Here is a 15,620-nt window from a genome sequence, read left to right as displayed (position 1 = left end):
CTACGTGCCGGACGGGCTCGGGGCGCCGCTGTCACCCTCGCCCGGCGGTGGTGACGAGCCGTCCGGGCCGCCGGTCGGGGACGGCTCGCCGGTCGTCGGGTCCGGGTCGGGCGACGTCGGCGGCGGGTCGTCGGTGGGCGTCGGGTCCGGATCGGAGGGCTGCGAGGTGGACGGGTCCGGGTCCTGGCCCGGACGGGACGGGGATGTCGTGTCGTCGGGCGTGCTGGGGCGCGGGCGCGGGCCCGGGCGGGACGGGGTGGGGGCGGGGCCGTAGCCCTCGATGGTCACGACGGCGCCGGCGGGCGAGACGGCCACCCGTGCGCTCCAGTGGCCGGACGGCTCGCGCAGGTGGTCGACGTACACCCTGACCGTCAGGGACTCGCCGGGGCGCAGGGTCCCCGAGGACTGGCTCAGGTAGAGCCAGGAGGCGCCGACGGACGCGGACCAGCGCACCGGGGCGTCGCCGGTCGCGGTCAGGGTGACCAGCGTGGTGTCGCCGTCGTGGCCGGCCGTGACCCCCAGGTGGCCGGTCCCCTTCCCGTCGGCGCCGGAGACGCCGACGACCTCCACGGAGACGTCGGCCTCGCCGTTCTCGCCGAAGCCGGTGCCCGGGGTGGTGCTGGCGTTGCCCGCGTTCTCGTAGCCATAGCCGCCGCCCGCCGACTCGCCCTCCAGGCCGTCCGGGTCCTGCGCCTCGCTGGCGCTGGCCGAGCGACCCCCCTCGCCCTCGACGACGGGGGTGCCCCGGTAGGCCGCCCACAGGGCGATCACGGGGGCGGCCACGACGGTGGCGACGACGGTGGTGGTGACGGCACGCGCGCGCAGGCGGTCCCGCCGGGCCGCGCGGTCCTTGGGGTCCATCGGGAAGCCGCGCCGGTCGAAGCGGGGGGCGCTGCCCCGCGTGCGGGGGGTGTGGGCCGGGGCTCCGTACAGGGCGGCGCGGGGGGCCTCCAGGACGGGCAGCTCGGCGGGGGTGACGCTGGTGCCGGGCCAGCGGCCGGGGATCGCGCGCTCGGCGGTACGGCGGCAGCGCGGGCAGTCGTCCACGTGCCGGACCAGCTCGCGGCGCAGGGCGCTGCTGAGGACGTAGCGGTTGTCGCCGGTGAGGCGGGCGACGCCCGCGCAGGTGCCGGTCTCGACCACGGCGAGGGCGGCGCGGGTGCGTTCCACCTCGCAGGCGGCGGAGGCGAGCAGTTCGCGGGCGGCGGCCAGGTCCATGCCGAGGACGGCGGCGACCTCGTGCGGGGCGAGGTGGTGGCGCACGGCGAGTTCGAGGGCCTCGCGCTGCTCGGGGGTGGTGCCGGCGGCCTCCGGCCAGGCGAGGAGGGCGAGTTCGCTGCGGTGCCGCTGGTGGGTCTCGTCGTCGGCCCGGGCCGTGGGGGGTGTGGGTGCCGTGGGGGCGGCGTGGGGCGCGGGGGCCGTGGTGGGGCGGCCCGCCGCGTGGCTGCTCGGACGTTTCTGCTTGGCCTCGGCCAGCCTGCGCAGGCAGGCCCAGCGGGCCAGCGCGTACAGCCAGGCCCTGCGGTCGGCCGCGGACGCCGGGCCGCGGTGGCCGCGGCGCTCGGCGAGCGCGAGGACGTCGCCCAGGGCGGCGGTCGCGGCGTCGTGGTCGCAGAGCACGGACAGGCAGTACGTGAACAGGCCGTCCAGATACGCGTCGTACGCGGCGTATCGCACGGGCGGACGCTGCGCCGGCGGCTGTGCCAGCGCCCTCGCCGCGCTGCGGTCACGCGCTTCCCGGTGCGCCCGGTGTGCGCCGGTCGTGCGGGTCGTGGTTTCCGGACTGCTCCTCATCACTCGGCGACCGTAGGGGGCTATGGGTGGCGCGAACTGGCGCGTTGGGCACTTTTAATCCGTACGGGTGAAACGATCCCTCATAAGGGGACAGGAAGCTGTCCTTCCGTGGCCGGGGCGGGGTCGTGGTCGTCCGTTCGGGGCGCCTGCGGGTGTCTGCGGCGCCCGTGCGGGTTCGGTGGATGGGTCGGGGTCGCGCAGCTGCGGGCAGTCGTGCCGCCGGGGCGGCACGGGTGGGCGGTCCCGCGCCCACGCCCGCGCCTGCGCCCTGGGAACGGACCGCGGGGCCCGCTGTCAGTGGGGGCGGTTACGGTTCGTGCATGGCTGCCCGTACGAAGTCCGCCAAGGAACGGCCGTCCTACCGCTGCACCGAGTGCGGCTGGCAGACGGCCAAGTGGCTCGGCCGCTGCCCCGAATGCCAGGCCTGGGGCACGGTCGAGGAGTACGGCGCGCCCGCCGTGCGTACGACCACCCCGGGGCGCGTGACCACGTCCGCGGTGCCGATCGGGCAGGTCGACGGCCGGCAGGCGACCGCCCGCTCCACCGGTGTGCCCGAGCTGGACCGGGTGCTCGGCGGCGGTCTGGTGCCCGGCGCAGTGGTGCTCGTCGCGGGTGAGCCGGGCGTCGGCAAGTCCACGCTGCTCCTTGACGTGGCGGCCAAGTCCGCGAGCGACGAGCACCGGACTCTTTACGTCACCGGTGAGGAGTCGGCGAGCCAGGTGCGGCTGCGGGCCGACCGGATCCACGCCATCGACGACCATCTGTATCTCGCCGCCGAGACCGACCTCGCGGCGGTGCTCGGGCACCTGGACGCCGTGAAGCCGTCGCTGCTGATCCTGGACTCCGTGCAGACGGTCGCCTCGCCCGAGATCGACGGCGCCCCGGGCGGCATGGCACAGGTGCGGGAGGTGGCGGGCGCGCTGATCCGCGCCTCCAAGGAGCGCGGCATGTCCACGCTCCTCGTGGGCCACGTCACCAAGGACGGGGCCATCGCCGGACCGCGGCTCCTCGAGCACCTCGTGGACGTCGTGCTGCACTTCGAGGGCGACCGGCATGCGCGGCTGCGGCTGGTGCGCGGCGTCAAGAACCGGTACGGGACGACGGACGAGGTCGGCTGCTTCGAGTTGCACGACGAGGGGATCACCGGGCTCGCCGATCCCAGCGGGCTGTTCCTCACCCGGCGTGCCGAGCCGGTGCCCGGCACCTGTCTGACCGTCACCCTGGAGGGGCGCCGGCCGCTGGTCGCCGAGGTGCAGGCGCTGACCGTCGACTCGCAGATCCCCTCTCCCCGGCGCACGACCTCCGGCCTCGAGACCTCGCGGGTGTCGATGATGCTGGCCGTGCTGGAGCAGCGCGGGCGCATCAGCGCCCTGGGCAAAAGGGACATCTACAGCGCGACGGTCGGTGGGGTGAAGCTCTCCGAGCCGGCCGCCGACCTCGCCGTCGCGCTGGCGTTGGCGAGTGCGGCGAGTGACACTCCGCTGCCCAAGAACCTCGTGGCGATCGGCGAGGTCGGCCTCGCCGGAGAGGTGAGACGGGTCACGGGCGTGCAGCGCAGGCTCTCCGAGGCGCACCGGCTGGGCTTCACGCACGCCCTGGTACCGGCCGATCCCGGCAGGGTCCCTGACGGCATGAAGGTCCTGGAAGTCGCGGACATGGGGGACGCCCTGCGGGTGCTTCCGCGCTCGCGTCGCCGAGAGGCCCCACGGGAGGAGGGGGACCGCCGGTAGACTTTGCCCTGGTCTCGCCCGTCCGTACGACCGAATGTGCGACACGGGAGCGCCAGAAGAACCTGCGACCGGAGGAGTGCAGTGGCAGCCAACGACCGGGCAGCAGCTCCCGGAAAGTCCGGTGGGAGTGCCGGTGCCGATGGCCTGATGCGCGCCTCACTGAGCGCCGTGGCGCCCGGCACGTCCCTGCGCGACGGCCTGGAGCGGGTCCTGCGCGGCAACACCGGCGGTCTGATCGTGCTGGGTTCCGACAAGACCGTCGAGCAGATGTGCACGGGCGGTTTCGTGCTGGACGTCGAGTTCACCGCGACCCGGCTGCGCGAGCTGTGCAAGCTCGACGGCGGCATCGTGCTGTCCTCGGACCTGTCGAAGATCCTGCGGGCGGGGGTGCAGCTCCTTCCGGATCCGACCATTCCCACGGAGGAGACCGGCACCCGGCACCGTACGGCGGACCGGGTCAGCAAGCAGGTCGGGTTCCCCGTCGTCTCCGTCTCGCAGTCCATGCGGCTGATCGCCCTGTACGTGGACGGGCAGCGGCGGGTGCTGGAGGATTCCGCCGCCATCCTGTCGCGGGCCAACCAGGCCCTGGCGACCCTGGAGCGGTACAAGCTGCGCCTCGACGAGGTCGCGGGCACGCTGTCGGCGCTGGAGATCGAGGACCTGGTGACGGTGCGGGACGTCTCGGCGGTCGCGCAGCGGCTGGAGATGGTGCGCCGGATCGCCACCGAGATCGCCGAGTACGTGGTGGAGCTGGGGACGGACGGGCGGCTCCTCGCACTGCAGTTGGACGAGTTGATCGCCGGCGTGGAGCCGGAGCGCGAGCTGGTCGTGCGGGACTACGTGCCCGAGCCGACCGCCAAGCGCTCCCGCACGGTCGACGAGGCGCTCGCCGAGCTGGACAAGCTCAGCCACGCCGAGCTGCTGGAACTGTCGACCGTGGCACGGGCGTTGGGCTACACCGGGTCTCCCGAGACACTGGACTCGGCGGTGTCGCCGCGCGGCTTCCGGCTGCTGGCCAAGGTGCCGCGGCTGCCGGGCGCGATCATCGACCGGCTGGTGGAGCACTTCGGCGGCCTGCAGAAGCTGCTCGCCGCCAGCGTCGACGACCTGCAGACGGTGGACGGCGTCGGCGAGGCGCGGGCGCGCAGCGTGCGGGAAGGGCTGTCGCGGCTGGCGGAGTCGTCGATCCTCGAGCGTTACGTCTGAGCCCGGCGGCGCGGCGGGCCCATGGTGGCCGCCGCGTCCGCGTCAGTCGTTCTTCAGGACGAAGGACGTCTGCACCTTCTCGAAACCGGCCGCCTTGGCCTCCACCAGGTAGGTGCCCGCCTTGGCCGAACCCGCGGGCGGTGTACCGCACTCGGGGGCGCTCGGCTTGCGGTCCCACTTCACGGTGTAGGTGATGCCGCTTCCGGCGGCCACCCGGTACCGCAGGCTGCCCTTGCCCTCGACGCAGTCGTCCGAGGACCAGTAGGCGTCGTCTCCGCTGGCCGGGGTGATCGTGAACACCGCGTGCTTCGGGCCGAGATCGACCTGGCAGTCGCCGCCGGAGGTGTTCCGCGCGGTCAGTTCGAAGGCCGGGGTCTGTCCGGGCGAGTAGTCGTTGCGGATGCTGCGCAGGCTCAACTTCACCGTACCCGGCGTGCAGTTGGGCAGGGCCGACCCGGCGGGCAGTGCGTCACCCGCGCCGACGCCGGTCACCGCGCCGCCCGCGGAGCCGCCGCCACCGACGCTGCCCGCCCCGTCACCGCCACCGGACCCACCGCCGGACTCGCCGCCGCCGGAACCTGCTCCGGCACCCGATCCGTCACCGCCGCCGGAACTCGACCCGGAGCCCGAGCCGTTGGAGTCCCCGCTCCCCGACTCGTCGCGTCCGCCCGGTGCCTGGCTGATCGCCGGGCCGGAACCCGACGGACCCGGAGTGATCGACGGCGCCGGGTTCTTGCCGTCGGCCCCGTCCTCGCGGCCCTTGCCACCGCCCCCGCCGCCGGAGACCACGATCCAGGCGATCAATAGCGCCAACAGGGCGAAAAGGGACAGCAGTACGGCCCTCCGTCGCCAGTAGATGGAGGAGGGAAGCGGCCCGACCGGATTGCGCAGAGATCCCACGGCGCAAACTGTACGAGAGATCGGCGCGTTCCCCTGTCCCACCCGCCGTTCGGGCTCGCAACTTTTACGGATCATCATTCCGGAGATCGTCCCGGCACCCCGTCGGTGATCACCGGACCCCTGTCGACGGCCGGGTGACGTCCGCAAGGGTCTCCGGTGGCGGTGTTCCCGTGCGGAGGTCCTCCCGTGGCAGGATCGGAGGGTCATGACTGCGCCCACGAAGCCCTCGCCAAGCGGACCCTCCGACCCCGCCGCGTCCGGCGTGCCGCTGCACGCCCCCGTCATCGACTGGTTCGACGAACACGCCCGCGATCTGCCGTGGCGACGCCCGGAGGCCGGCGCCTGGGGCGTGATGGTCAGCGAGTTCATGCTCCAGCAGACCCCGGTCAGCCGCGTCCAGCCCGTGTACGAGCAGTGGCTGGCCCGCTGGCCGCGCCCCGCCGACCTCGCCGCCGAGGCACCCGGCGAGGCCGTGCGGGCCTGGGGCCGGCTCGGCTACCCGCGCCGCGCCCTGCGCCTGCACGGCGCCGCCGCGGCCATAACGGAACGGCACGGCGGCGACGTACCCGCCGACCACGCGCAGCTGCTGGCGCTGCCCGGCATCGGCGAGTACACGGCCGCCGCGGTCGCCTCCTTCGCCTACGGCCAGCGGCACGCCGTGCTGGACACCAACGTCCGCCGGGTCTTCGCCCGCGCGGTCACCGGCGTGCAGTACCCGCCGAACGCCACCACCGCCGCCGAGCGGAAGCTGGCCCGGGCGCTGCTGCCCGACGAGGAGGCGAGCGCCGCCCGCTGGGCCGCCGCCTCGATGGAGCTGGGCGCCCTGGTCTGCACGGCGAAGAACGAGTCGTGCCACCGCTGCCCGATCGCGGCCCAGTGCGCCTGGCGGCTGGCCGGCAAGCCCGCGCACGACGGGCCGCCGCGGCGCGCCCAGACGTACGCGGGCACCGACCGGCAGGTGCGCGGGCGGCTGCTCGCGGTGTTGCGGGAGGCGACCGGGCCCGTGCCGCAGGCGGCCCTCGACCAGGTGTGGCAGGAGCCGGCCCAGCGCGCCCGCGCCCTGGACGGCCTCGTGGCCGACGGTCTGGTGGAGCCGCTGGCGGACGGGCTGTACCGGCTGCCGCTGAGCTGACCCACAGCCGGGGCACGGAGACTCCGGGTACCTCTGTGACAGTCACCCGGGTATCTCTGCGACAGCTCCCCCGTCGGGCAAATCACCTCATGTCGCCATCAAGTGGGCTGCCGATTTACCCGGTTCCTACTTCCGTTACACAACCGACGGACAGCCGAGGGTTTGCCGCAGGCTGCTTCGCACAGCGCCGTGACAACGCTTCCCTACCTTCGTTTGCGTGCCCAGGGGGCACGGCACGACTACGGACCACAGGCAGTGGGCCGGCGGTGACCACCGCCGGATTACGGGGATCGGAAGGCGGTTGACATGGGCGAGGTGCTCGAGTTCGAGGAGTACGTCCGCACCCGGCAGGACGCGCTGCTGCGCAGCGCCCGGCGCCTGGTCCCCGACCCCGTCGACGCCCAGGACCTGCTGCAGACCGCGCTGGCGCGGACGTACGGGCGCTGGGAGACCATCGAGGACAAGCGGCTCGCGGACGCCTACCTGCGCCGGGTGATGATCAACACGCGGACCGAGTGGTGGCGGGCGCGGAAGCTGGAGGAGGTGCCGACCGAGCAGCTCCCCGAGTCCCCCATGGACGACGCCACCGAGCAGCACGCGGACCGCGCCCTGCTGATGGACGTCCTGAAGGTGCTCGCCCCGAAGCAGCGCAGCGTCGTGGTGCTGCGACACTGGGAGCAGATGTCAACGGAGGAGACCGCCGCCGCCCTCGGCATGTCGGCGGGAACGGTCAAGAGCACGCTGCACCGGGCGCTCGCCCGGCTCCGCGAGGAGCTGGTCGCCCGCGATCTGGACGCACGGGCGCTGGAGCGTGAGGAGCGGGAGCGTTGCGCGGCCTGACCGACGGTCGGACACCCGGGGAGACCCGGAGAACCACGCAGGCGGCGAGTACGGCGGTGGCCGTGTTCGTCGCCCTCGGCGTTTCCCTGTCCGGCTGCGGGACCGGCGGCACCGGCGCCCGCGACGAGGGCCCGGCCCACGCGGACGCGGTGGGCGGCGCCGCCTCCTCGTCCCCCGAGCCCGCGGCGAAGGCGTCGCCCTCCAAGGCCCCCGACCGCGTGGACGCGGTGCGGCTCGTCAAGGCCGACCCCAAGGTCTCCGCGGAGGTCAAGCGCGAGCTGAAGCCGTGCGTCGCCGACGAGTACCCGATCGACGTGTCGTACGGCAGGCTGACGGGCGGCTCGGCGGACGACGTCGTCGTCAACGTGCTGACGTGCGGCGACACGGTGGGTGTGGGCAGTTACGTGTACCGCGAGGAGGACGGCGGATACCAGAATGTGTTCAAGGCCGAGGCACCGCCGGTCTACGCGGAGATCGACCGCGGCGACCTGGTGGTGACCAAGCAGGTGTACGACAAGGAGGACCCGGTGTCGAGTCCGTCCAGTGACAACGTGATCACGTACCGCTGGGCCTCGGGCCGGTTCGCCGAGGAGTACCGCACCCACAACGACTACAGCAAGGCCGCGGGGAACGCGCCCACCCCGGCTCCCGAGCCGGACGGCTGACCCGCCCGTCGCGCCGGCCGGCGTGAACCGATCGGGCCGCTCGCACCGATGACCGGGTGAACGCGGTGCGCGGCCGGTCCGGCACCCCGTTCGACCCGACCACACCATGAGGACTGAGAGCACCGGGATGGCAGATCAGACCCACGTCCTGTTCGTCGAGGACGACGACGTCATCCGCGAGGCCACCCAGCTCGCCCTGGAGCGGGACGGCTTCGCGGTCACCGCGATGCCCGACGGGCTCTCGGGCCTGGAGTCCTTCCGGGCCGACCGTCCCGACATCGCCCTCCTCGACGTCATGCTCCCCGGCCTCGACGGCGTCAGCCTGTGCCGCCGTATCCGGGACGAGTCCACGGTGCCGGTGATCATGCTGTCGGCGCGGGCGGACTCCATCGACGTGGTGCTCGGCCTGGAGGCCGGCGCCGACGACTACGTGACCAAGCCGTTCGACGGGGCCGTGCTGGTGGCCCGGATCCGGGCGGTGCTGCGCCGCTTCGGCCACGCCGGGGGCGGCGGCCGGGCGGAGGCGGCCGGCGCCGCGGACGCCGGGGGCGTCCTCAGCTTCGGCGACCTGGAGATCGACACCGACGGCATGGAGGTGCGCCGGGCCGGACGGCCGGTGGCGCTCACCCCGACCGAGATGCGGCTGCTGCTGGAGTTCTCCTCCGCGCCGGGCACCGTGCTCTCGCGCGACAAGCTGCTGGAACGGGTGTGGGACTACGGCTGGGGCGGGGACACCCGCGTCGTCGACGTGCACGTGCAGCGGCTGCGCACCAAGATCGGCCAGGACCGGATCGAGACGGTCCGCGGCTTCGGCTACAAGTTGAAGGCCTGAGCGGGGATACAGGGATATGCGGGGGTTCTTCCGACGCCGCCGGACCGCCTCGCCTCCGGGGCAGCCGTACGACCACACGGGGCCGGGTGACCACACGGGGCCGGGTGAGCGCACGCGGCCGGGTGAGCGCACGGGGCCACCGGGCGAGCATGCGGGGCCGGCGGATGAGCGCACGGGACCGGGCGTCCGTACGCGCGTCCTGCGTGCGGACGGCAGCGACGCAGGCCGTCGCCGTGCGCACGGTCTCGGTGCCCGCGGTATCCGTGCCCGCGGTGTCCGCACCGGGCTGCGCTGGAAGCTGAGCGCGGCCATCGCGCTGGTCGGCGCGCTGGTGGCGGTCGCGCTGAGCCTGGTCGTGCACAACGCCGCCCGGGTGTCGATGCTCGACAACGCCCGTGACCTCGCGGACGACCGGGTCCTGATCGCCCAGCGCAACTACGAGCTGTCCGGGCGGCAGAACTTCCCCAACGCCCAGATCGACGACCCCGCCCTGCCGCCGGAGCTGCGCCGCAAGGTCGAGGCGGGGCGGCGGGCCACGTACGTCTCCGAGCGGGCGAACGGTGTGACCGATGTCTGGGCGGCCGTGCCGCTCAAGGACGGGCACGTGATGTCGCTGCACTCCGGTTTCACCGACCGCAGCGCGGACATCCTCAGCGACCTGGACCAGGCCCTGGTGATCGGCTCGATCGCGGTCGTGCTGGGCGGCAGCGCGCTCGGTGTGCTCATCGGCGGTCAGCTGTCGCGCCGGCTGCGCAAGGCCGCCGCCGCCGCGAACCGGGTCGCGGGCGGCGAGGCGGACGTCCGGGTGCGGGACGCCATCGGGGGCGTCGTCCGGGACGAGACGGACGACGTCGCGCGTGCCGTGGACGCGATGGCGGACGCGTTGCAGCAGCGGATCGAGGCCGAGCGCCGGGTCACCGCGGACATCGCGCACGAGCTGCGTACGCCGGTGACGGGTCTGCTCACGGCCGCGGAACTGCTGCCGCCGGGCCGGCCGACCGAGCTGGTCCTCGACCGGGCGAAGGCGATGCGCACGCTCGTCGAGGACGTCCTGGAGGTGGCCCGGCTCGACGGGGCCTCGGAGCGGGCCGAGCTGCAGGACATCATGCTCGGCCACTTCGTGTCCCGGCGGGTCGCCGCCAAGGACCCGGCCGTCGAGGTGCGGGTGATCCACGAGTCGGAGGTCACCACCGACCCGCGCCGCCTGGAGCGCGTGCTGTTCAACCTGCTCGCCAACGCCGCCCGGCACGGCCGCTCGCCCGTCGAGGTCAGCGTCGAGGGCCGGGTGATCCGGGTCCGTGACCACGGGCCGGGCTTCCCCGAGGACCTGCTGGCCGAGGGGCCGAGCCGGTTCCGCACCGGCAGCACGGACCGGGCCGGCCGCGGCCACGGCCTCGGCCTGACCATCGCGGCGGGACAGGCCCGGGTCCTGGGCGCCCGGCTCACCTTCCGCAACGTACGACCGGCCGGCGCCCCCGCCCACGTACCGGCCGAGGGCGCGGTCGCCGTCCTGTGGCTCCCGGAACACGCGCCGACGAACACGGGGAGCTACCCGATGCTGCCGGACCGGTCGAACGGCGGGACATCGTCGCCGTCCCGGGAGGCGTCCCAGGAGGCGTCCGGCAAGCGGTGACGCCCGGCTCCGCAGCGGTCGAGTGCGGCACGAACCCGGTCGAGCCCCTCTGTTCTCCAGTGGTCCCGGCCGGGCATCTGGTCGTCCCGGCGCCAGCGCCAGGCGGAGAACATCGCCCAGTTCAGCGCGCGGCACCGGTGGGTCAGGTCGTGGTCGGCGCCCGCGTAGTGCTCTGCCACTTCTTCCGGCGCATGGGCGAGGTCGAACTCGATCGGCCCACGGCAGCACGTGGCGAGGTCCACGAAGAGCGGCCCTCTCCTGGTGTTCAGGAGATTGCCCGGATGCGGCTCGCCGTGCAACAGCTGGTCGCGGGCCCTGTCGATGCCGATCGCGGCGCTCAGACCGCTGAGTGTGTCGTGGAGGAGTTCCCGGTCGGAATCGGGCAGCTCGGGAGACCGCTCCCGGTCGCTCACCGCTCCCAGCGCCGCGGCCACTCGATCGGTGAAGTGCGGCGCGTCCACGTCGATCCGGCGCAGGGCGGCATGGTGCCGCACGAGCACGTCCGCGTAGTCGGCAGGCGCGATCTCCGCTCCCACCGGTTCGTAGTAGGTCCAGAGCGAGACGGCGAAGGCATCCCGCACCTGGACCCGGGGGTCGACCCGAGGGTCGAGCTCGGCCACCGGAGCGCCGGCGTCGGCGAGTCTGCGAGCCACCTCCACTTCGAACGCGGAATCGGCCAGATGCCCTGACGGCGCGACCCGAGCCAGAACCCCACAAGGGACCATGCGCAGTGCGACGCGGTCCGAGTTGTGGATGACGACCACGTCGTCGACCTGAAGGCCCAGCTCCGAAACGGTCGCCCGTCCGGCCTCGACCGCGCGGCGGAGTTCGCCTTGCTGCACACCGTCCTCCTCCGTGGGACCGGTGCTCATGTTCCTGGCGCGGGACGTCCCGGTCGAGGGGTTTTCTCGCTGGAGCGCGCCGCCGGTGGGACGCGGGGTGTCAGCAGGCGAAGTCCTGGTCCATGTCGAGGCCGCCCTCGCGGGGCTGGGTGAAGGAGAACCAGTTGCCGGAGTCGTCGCGGAAGAGGGCCTCCGTGCCGTACGGGCGCTCCTGCGGCTCCTGGAGGAACTCGACCCCGCGGTCCTTGAGCTTCTTGTAGTCCCCGTGGATGTCGTCGGTGGTCAGGACGCCGGCGCCGAGGGCGCCCTTGGCCACCAGCTTCTTGATCATCTCGGCGGACTCGGGGTCCATCGCGGGTCCGCTCGGGACCATCAGCGTCAGCTCGACGTCGGGCTGGTTCGGGGAGCCGACGGTGAGCCAGCGCATGCCGCCCTCGCCCATCGTGAGGTCGGTGCGGACCTCAAGGCCCAGCTTCTGGGTGTAGAACTCCTTGGCCCGGTCCTGGTCGAGGACCCAGACGGTCGAGATGGCGAGTCCCTTGATCATGACGTACTCCCGTCGCCCGTGTTTCAGCTTGTGCCGCGGCCCTCGCGGCCCGTTCTGCCACGGTAGGCAGCGGGAGAGTCAGTGCGCTTCTCCGGAATTGCGCCGCACTCCGCCCGCCCAGTGCATGACGTAGCAGCCCGGGATGAGGGCGGTGCCCCGGCCCACGTGCTTCGTCCGGTACTCGCTCGGGGTCAGGCCGGTGCGCGCCTTGAAGCGGGTGGAGAAGGTGCCCAGGCTGCTGAAGCCGACCAGGTGGCAGATCTCGGTGACGGACAGGCCGGCGGTGCGCAGCATGTCCTCGGCGCGCTCGATGCGGCGCCGGGTGAGGTACTGGCCGGGGGTCTCGCCGTACGCCTCCTTGAAGGCGCGCAGGAAGTGGTACCGGGAGTACCCGGCGTGTGCGGCCACCGCGTCGAGGTCGAGCGCCGGGTCGGCCCAGTCACGGTCCATGGCGTCCTTCGCCAGCCGCAGCTGCCGCAGCTTGTCCATACGCCGATGGTGGCACGGGGCACCGACAACGGCCGGGTGTCACAGGGGCAGGGGCCGGGCGTCGACGAGGTTGGCCATGACGAGGGTGGAGCTGAGGCGCTGGACGCCGGGGAGTGAAGCGAGGCGCTCGTCGTAGAGCCGCCGGTACGACTCGAGGTCGCGGGTGACGACGCGCAGGAGGTAGTCGGGGTCGCCGAACAGCCGCTGGGCCTGGAGGACATGGGGGATCTCGGCCACGGCCGCTTCGAAGGCGGCGACGGTCTGGCGGTCCTCGTAGCGCATGGTGACGAAGACCAGGGCCTCGAAGCCCAGGCCGAGCGCGGAGGCGTTCAGTGCGGCGTGGTAGCCGGTGATCGCCCCGGAGCGTTCCAGGGCGCGCAGGCGCCGGTGGCAGGGGGAGACGCTGAGCCGGACCCGCTCGGCGAGTTCGGTCAGGGTCTGTCGGCCGTCCTTCTGCAGCTCCGCAAGAATCTGCCGGTCCACGTCGTCCATGGGGGAAATTCTTCCACGCCCGGTCGGGAGTCGGGGAAAACTTGAAAGCACCTTCCGGGCGTTCTTTCCTAATCTACCCAGGAGAGCTGGAAGAAGTGTGAGGTGGAGACGTGGAGATGGCCGGCATCGGGGCGTTCTGGTCGGTGTCCTTCCTGCTGGTGCTCGTCCCGGGAGCGGACTGGGCCTACGCGATCACGGCGGGGCTGCGCCACCGGTCGGTGCTGCCCGCCGTCGGCGGGCTGCTGAGCGGATACGTCCTGCTGACCGCCGTGGTCGCCGCGGGCCTCGCGACCGCGGTCGCCGGTTCGTCGACGGTGCTGACCGCGCTGACGGCCGCCGGTGCGGCGTACCTGATCTGGCTCGGCGCCACGACCCTGGCCCGCCCCGCGGCGCCCCGTGCCGAGGACGGCGACGAGGGGGACGGCTCAGGCTCGTGGGTGGGCCGCGCGGCCCGTGGGGCGGGCATCAGCGGCCTCAACCCCAAGGCGCTGCTGCTGTTCCTCGCCCTCCTGCCGCAGTTCGCCGCCCGGAACGCCGACTGGCCCTTCGCCGCGCAGATCGTCGCGCTGGGCCTGGTGCACACGGCCAACTGCGCCGTGGTCTACACGGGGGTCGGCACCACGGCACGCCGGATCCTGTGCGCCCGCCCGGCCGTCGCCACCGCGGTGACCCGCTTCTCGGGCGCGGCGATGATCCTCGTCGGCGCCCTGCTGCTGGCGGAGCGCCTGGTCGGTTAGGCGTCAGGCACGCCCGTAGTCCGGCCGTCGAAGAGGAGAAGGCCCGCCAGGTCCGCCGGGACTTCATGGATCCGAAGCAGCGGGCGGCGTTCGAGGAGTTCCTCGCCCGGCAGGCAGACCGGGGTGGGCAGTAAAAGCGTGAGCAACTTGAGGGTGGTTGTCATCGGGCTGCTCAAATGAGCGGCCCGATGACAGATGGCTAGCGCAGTCCTTGGATGAAGGACTGCCAGGCGGGGGCGGCGACGGTCACGACGGGACCATCCGGGTTCTTGCTGTCCCGGACGGGAACAGAGCCGACGGAGCAGTTCTCGCCGACCTCGACGCATTCGCCGCCGGTGTTACCGCTGTAACTGGACTTACGCCACCGGATGTTCCTCGGGCTGGGAGCAGCGTCCATAGCGTTCCTCCATCACGCGGATGATCAGTTCCGCCGAATCCTCCACGGAGAGGGCGGCGGCCTGCAAGCGAGCGTAACGGAGCGCGGCTTCCCTGATGGTCTCCGGATTGGCCGTCATGTGGCCGGAGATGACGTCTTCCGTGTAGATGATGTCCGGGTCGTCGTCGAAGCGCATGGCGGTGAACGAACCAGCGAGGCTGGCATGCGCCCCAACCTCGTTCGGCAGTACCTGCACCTGCATCCAGCGGTGACCGGCGAACTCCAACAACCGGGCCAGTTGCCGCCGCATGACCTCGGGGCCGCCGATCGGCCGGTGCAGTACGGCCTCGTCCAGCACCACCCAGGCCAGCGGCGGCTGCTCACGTTCCAGAACACGCTGGCGTTCCATCCGAGCCGCCAGCAGACCTTCCAAGTCCTCCGGCATGCCGGTGGCGAGTACCGCCCGCGCGTACTCCTCCGTCTGCAACAGCCCGTAGACCAACTGCGCCTGATACGTGGAGATGTACGTCGCCTTCGCCTCCATCTCCGCGTACGGCTGGAACCACGTGGGGAGTTGGCTGCGCAGGACCAGGCCGATCAGGCGGGAGAACAGGCCGTCCGTGCCCAGCGCGGCGTCCACGCGCTCGGAGAAGTCCCGCGTCGGGACCTTCTTCGTCGTTTCGATCTGGCCGACCAGTGAGCCGGTGCAGAAGATGATGTCGCCGAGTTGGCCCTGCTTGAGGCCGTGGGCCTCGCGCTGGCGGCGCAGCTCCCAGCCGTAGTAGTCGAGCGGGGACGCGGTCGGGTCGAGGGACTGGATGTTGGCCACTGCGGCACCTCACTCCGGGACTGCGGACGGCAACGCCTCACGGCGTTCGTTTCTGTGCGTAGTCGAGCGTATGCAGTGCGTCGCAGGCTTGTGGCGTGAATCACGTAACCGGTCCGCAGGCGGCGGACGTTGAGAGCCAGTACCGCGCCGAGTTCGCCATGGGCGCGCACTCGGCCCGCCATCTGCGCCGCGTCCTGCGGCTTTACCTCGTCCGCTCGGGGCTGGCCGAGGTGACCGACGCCGCCGAGCTGGCGCTCACGGAGCTGGTCGCCAACGTCGTACGGCACGTGCCCGGCCGTCGCGGCCGCGTGTGCTTCCTGCTGCGGCCCGGCGCGGTGCGGGTGGAGGTCGCCGACGGCTGCCCGGAGCTGCCGGTCCCGGCGGCTGTCGACGCGCTGGGCGAGGGCGGGCGCGGACTCGTGATCGTCGCCGCGGTGGCCGACCGGTGGGGCGTGACGCCGTACGCGGACGGGCAGGGCAAGACCGTGTGGTTCGAGTGCGTCAGCAGATGCGGCCGGTCGGGGCCGCGGTGGCCTTGAGCAGGTCCCGCAGCAGGTCGTAGCCGGCGTTCTCCGG

At 72.8% G+C, this 15,620-nt stretch carries 17 protein-coding genes; 9 read left to right on the top strand and 8 right to left on the bottom strand.

What is annotated here, in order from left to right; genetic code table 11:
* Complete coding sequence (locus ABS735_RS01580) at positions 1–1,794, bottom strand: BACON domain-containing protein (protein WP_373905120.1); 1,794 nt, start codon at positions 1,792–1,794, stop codon at positions 1–3.
* 320 nt (positions 1,795–2,114) lie between these two features.
* Between ABS735_RS01580 and radA the strand changes: the two genes are divergently transcribed.
* Together radA and disA are read left to right on the top strand one after the other, a co-directional pair.
* Entirely contained in the window at positions 2,115–3,524 is a 1,410-nt protein-coding gene (radA, locus tag ABS735_RS01575; protein WP_373905119.1) for a DNA repair protein RadA, read from the top strand.
* A gap of 81 nt (positions 3,525–3,605) precedes the next feature.
* Positions 3,606–4,730 carry a DNA integrity scanning diadenylate cyclase DisA gene (gene disA / locus ABS735_RS01570; protein WP_030404779.1) on the top strand — a complete coding sequence of 375 codons (1,125 nt, stop codon included), beginning with the start codon at positions 3,606–3,608 and terminating at the stop codon, positions 4,728–4,730.
* Positions 4,731–4,772: 42 nt separating this feature from the next.
* Here the strand turns inward: disA and ABS735_RS01565 are convergent, their stop codons facing one another.
* Positions 4,773–5,630 carry a hypothetical protein gene (locus tag ABS735_RS01565; protein ID WP_373905118.1) on the bottom strand — a complete coding sequence of 286 codons (858 nt, stop codon included), beginning with the start codon at positions 5,628–5,630 and terminating at the stop codon, positions 4,773–4,775.
* A gap of 205 nt (positions 5,631–5,835) precedes the next feature.
* Here ABS735_RS01565 and ABS735_RS01560 point away from each other — a divergent pair, with 205 nt between their 5' ends.
* The 5 genes from ABS735_RS01560 (at position 5,836) to cseC (ending at position 10,732) form a co-directional block, all read left to right on the top strand.
* Positions 5,836–6,762 carry an HhH-GPD family protein gene (locus tag ABS735_RS01560; protein WP_373905117.1) on the top strand — a complete coding sequence of 309 codons (927 nt, stop codon included), beginning with the start codon at positions 5,836–5,838 and terminating at the stop codon, positions 6,760–6,762.
* Between the two features lie 306 nt (positions 6,763–7,068).
* On the top strand, positions 7,069–7,602 hold the full coding sequence (locus tag ABS735_RS01555; protein ID WP_003975479.1) for a SigE family RNA polymerase sigma factor: 534 nt from the start codon (positions 7,069–7,071) through the stop codon (positions 7,600–7,602).
* Entirely contained in the window at positions 7,590–8,267 is a 678-nt protein-coding gene (locus ABS735_RS01550; RefSeq protein ID WP_373905116.1) for a hypothetical protein, read from the top strand. Before ABS735_RS01555 ends, ABS735_RS01550 begins: the two co-directional genes overlap by 13 nt.
* A gap of 127 nt (positions 8,268–8,394) precedes the next feature.
* On the top strand, positions 8,395–9,099 hold the full coding sequence (gene cseB, locus ABS735_RS01545; protein ID WP_373905115.1) for a two-component system response regulator CseB: 705 nt from the start codon (positions 8,395–8,397) through the stop codon (positions 9,097–9,099).
* A 16-nt stretch (positions 9,100–9,115) separates the two neighbouring features.
* On the top strand, positions 9,116–10,732 hold the full coding sequence (gene cseC / locus ABS735_RS01540; RefSeq protein ID WP_373905114.1) for a two-component system sensor histidine kinase CseC: 1,617 nt from the start codon (positions 9,116–9,118) through the stop codon (positions 10,730–10,732).
* On the opposite strand, the gene ABS735_RS01535 is transcribed toward cseC, so the two are convergent.
* The 4 genes from ABS735_RS01535 to ABS735_RS01520 all read right to left on the bottom strand — a co-directional run bounded on the left by ABS735_RS01535 (position 10,648) and on the right by ABS735_RS01520 (position 13,102).
* Complete coding sequence (locus ABS735_RS01535) at positions 10,648–11,574, bottom strand: phosphotransferase family protein (protein WP_373905166.1); 927 nt, start codon at positions 11,572–11,574, stop codon at positions 10,648–10,650. The two genes, cseC and ABS735_RS01535, sit on opposite strands and share 85 nt — an antisense overlap.
* Positions 11,575–11,674: 100 nt before the next feature.
* Positions 11,675–12,121 (bottom strand): VOC family protein, encoded by a 447-nt coding sequence (locus ABS735_RS01530; protein WP_373905113.1) that lies wholly within the window; start codon positions 12,119–12,121, stop codon positions 11,675–11,677.
* A 78-nt stretch (positions 12,122–12,199) separates the two neighbouring features.
* The gene (locus ABS735_RS01525) at positions 12,200–12,610 is read right to left on the bottom strand and encodes a helix-turn-helix transcriptional regulator (RefSeq protein ID WP_373905112.1); all 411 of its coding nucleotides are present in this window, start codon (positions 12,608–12,610) and stop codon (positions 12,200–12,202) included.
* Between the two features lie 39 nt (positions 12,611–12,649).
* Complete coding sequence (locus ABS735_RS01520) at positions 12,650–13,102, bottom strand: Lrp/AsnC family transcriptional regulator (protein ID WP_373905111.1); 453 nt, start codon at positions 13,100–13,102, stop codon at positions 12,650–12,652.
* Positions 13,103–13,218: 116 nt separating this feature from the next.
* On the opposite strand from ABS735_RS01520, the gene ABS735_RS01515 reads away from it, so the two are divergent.
* The gene (locus ABS735_RS01515) at positions 13,219–13,839 is read left to right on the top strand and encodes a LysE family translocator (protein WP_373905110.1); all 621 of its coding nucleotides are present in this window, start codon (positions 13,219–13,221) and stop codon (positions 13,837–13,839) included.
* Positions 13,840–14,038: 199 nt separating this feature from the next.
* Here ABS735_RS01515 and ABS735_RS01510 read toward each other — a convergent pair whose 3' ends face one another.
* Together ABS735_RS01510 and ABS735_RS01505 are read right to left on the bottom strand one after the other, a co-directional pair.
* A complete protein-coding gene (locus tag ABS735_RS01510) occupies positions 14,039–14,236 on the bottom strand; it encodes a DUF397 domain-containing protein (protein ID WP_373905109.1) in 198 nt (65 codons plus the stop codon).
* Entirely contained in the window at positions 14,196–15,044 is an 849-nt protein-coding gene (locus tag ABS735_RS01505) for a helix-turn-helix domain-containing protein (protein WP_373905108.1), read from the bottom strand. Before ABS735_RS01505 ends, ABS735_RS01510 begins: the two co-directional genes overlap by 41 nt.
* 158 nt (positions 15,045–15,202) lie before the next feature.
* On the opposite strand from ABS735_RS01505, the gene ABS735_RS01500 reads away from it, so the two are divergent.
* Complete coding sequence (locus ABS735_RS01500; RefSeq protein WP_373905165.1) at positions 15,203–15,583, top strand: ATP-binding protein; 381 nt, start codon at positions 15,203–15,205, stop codon at positions 15,581–15,583.
* Positions 15,584–15,620: the final 37 nt, after the last annotated feature.

Source organism: Streptomyces sp. MMCC 100, assembly GCF_041538145.2.
Taxonomy (GTDB): domain Bacteria; phylum Actinomycetota; class Actinomycetes; order Streptomycetales; family Streptomycetaceae; genus Streptomyces.
The sequence above is the reverse complement of the archived record's forward strand: the minus strand, read 5'-3'. Positions and strand labels throughout refer to the sequence as shown.

Coding starts and splice junctions, on each gene's coding strand:
- cseB (WP_373905115.1), top strand. CDS start 8,395: ATGGCAGATCAGACCCACGTCCTGTTCGTCGAGGACGACGACGTCATC.
- ABS735_RS01520 (WP_373905111.1), bottom strand. CDS start 13,102: ATGGACGACGTGGACCGGCAGATTCTTGCGGAGCTGCAGAAGGACGGC.
- ABS735_RS01530 (WP_373905113.1), bottom strand. CDS start 12,121: ATGATCAAGGGACTCGCCATCTCGACCGTCTGGGTCCTCGACCAGGAC.
- ABS735_RS01515 (WP_373905110.1), top strand. CDS start 13,219: ATGGCCGGCATCGGGGCGTTCTGGTCGGTGTCCTTCCTGCTGGTGCTC.
- radA (WP_373905119.1), top strand. CDS start 2,115: ATGGCTGCCCGTACGAAGTCCGCCAAGGAACGGCCGTCCTACCGCTGC.
- ABS735_RS01510 (WP_373905109.1), bottom strand. CDS start 14,236: ATGGACGCTGCTCCCAGCCCGAGGAACATCCGGTGGCGTAAGTCCAGT.
- cseC (WP_373905114.1), top strand. CDS start 9,116: ATGCGGGGGTTCTTCCGACGCCGCCGGACCGCCTCGCCTCCGGGGCAG.
- ABS735_RS01555 (WP_003975479.1), top strand. CDS start 7,069: ATGGGCGAGGTGCTCGAGTTCGAGGAGTACGTCCGCACCCGGCAGGAC.
- ABS735_RS01500 (WP_373905165.1), top strand. CDS start 15,203: ATGGGCGCGCACTCGGCCCGCCATCTGCGCCGCGTCCTGCGGCTTTAC.
- ABS735_RS01580 (WP_373905120.1), bottom strand. CDS start 1,794: ATGAGGAGCAGTCCGGAAACCACGACCCGCACGACCGGCGCACACCGG.
- ABS735_RS01560 (WP_373905117.1), top strand. CDS start 5,836: ATGACTGCGCCCACGAAGCCCTCGCCAAGCGGACCCTCCGACCCCGCC.
- ABS735_RS01525 (WP_373905112.1), bottom strand. CDS start 12,610: ATGGACAAGCTGCGGCAGCTGCGGCTGGCGAAGGACGCCATGGACCGT.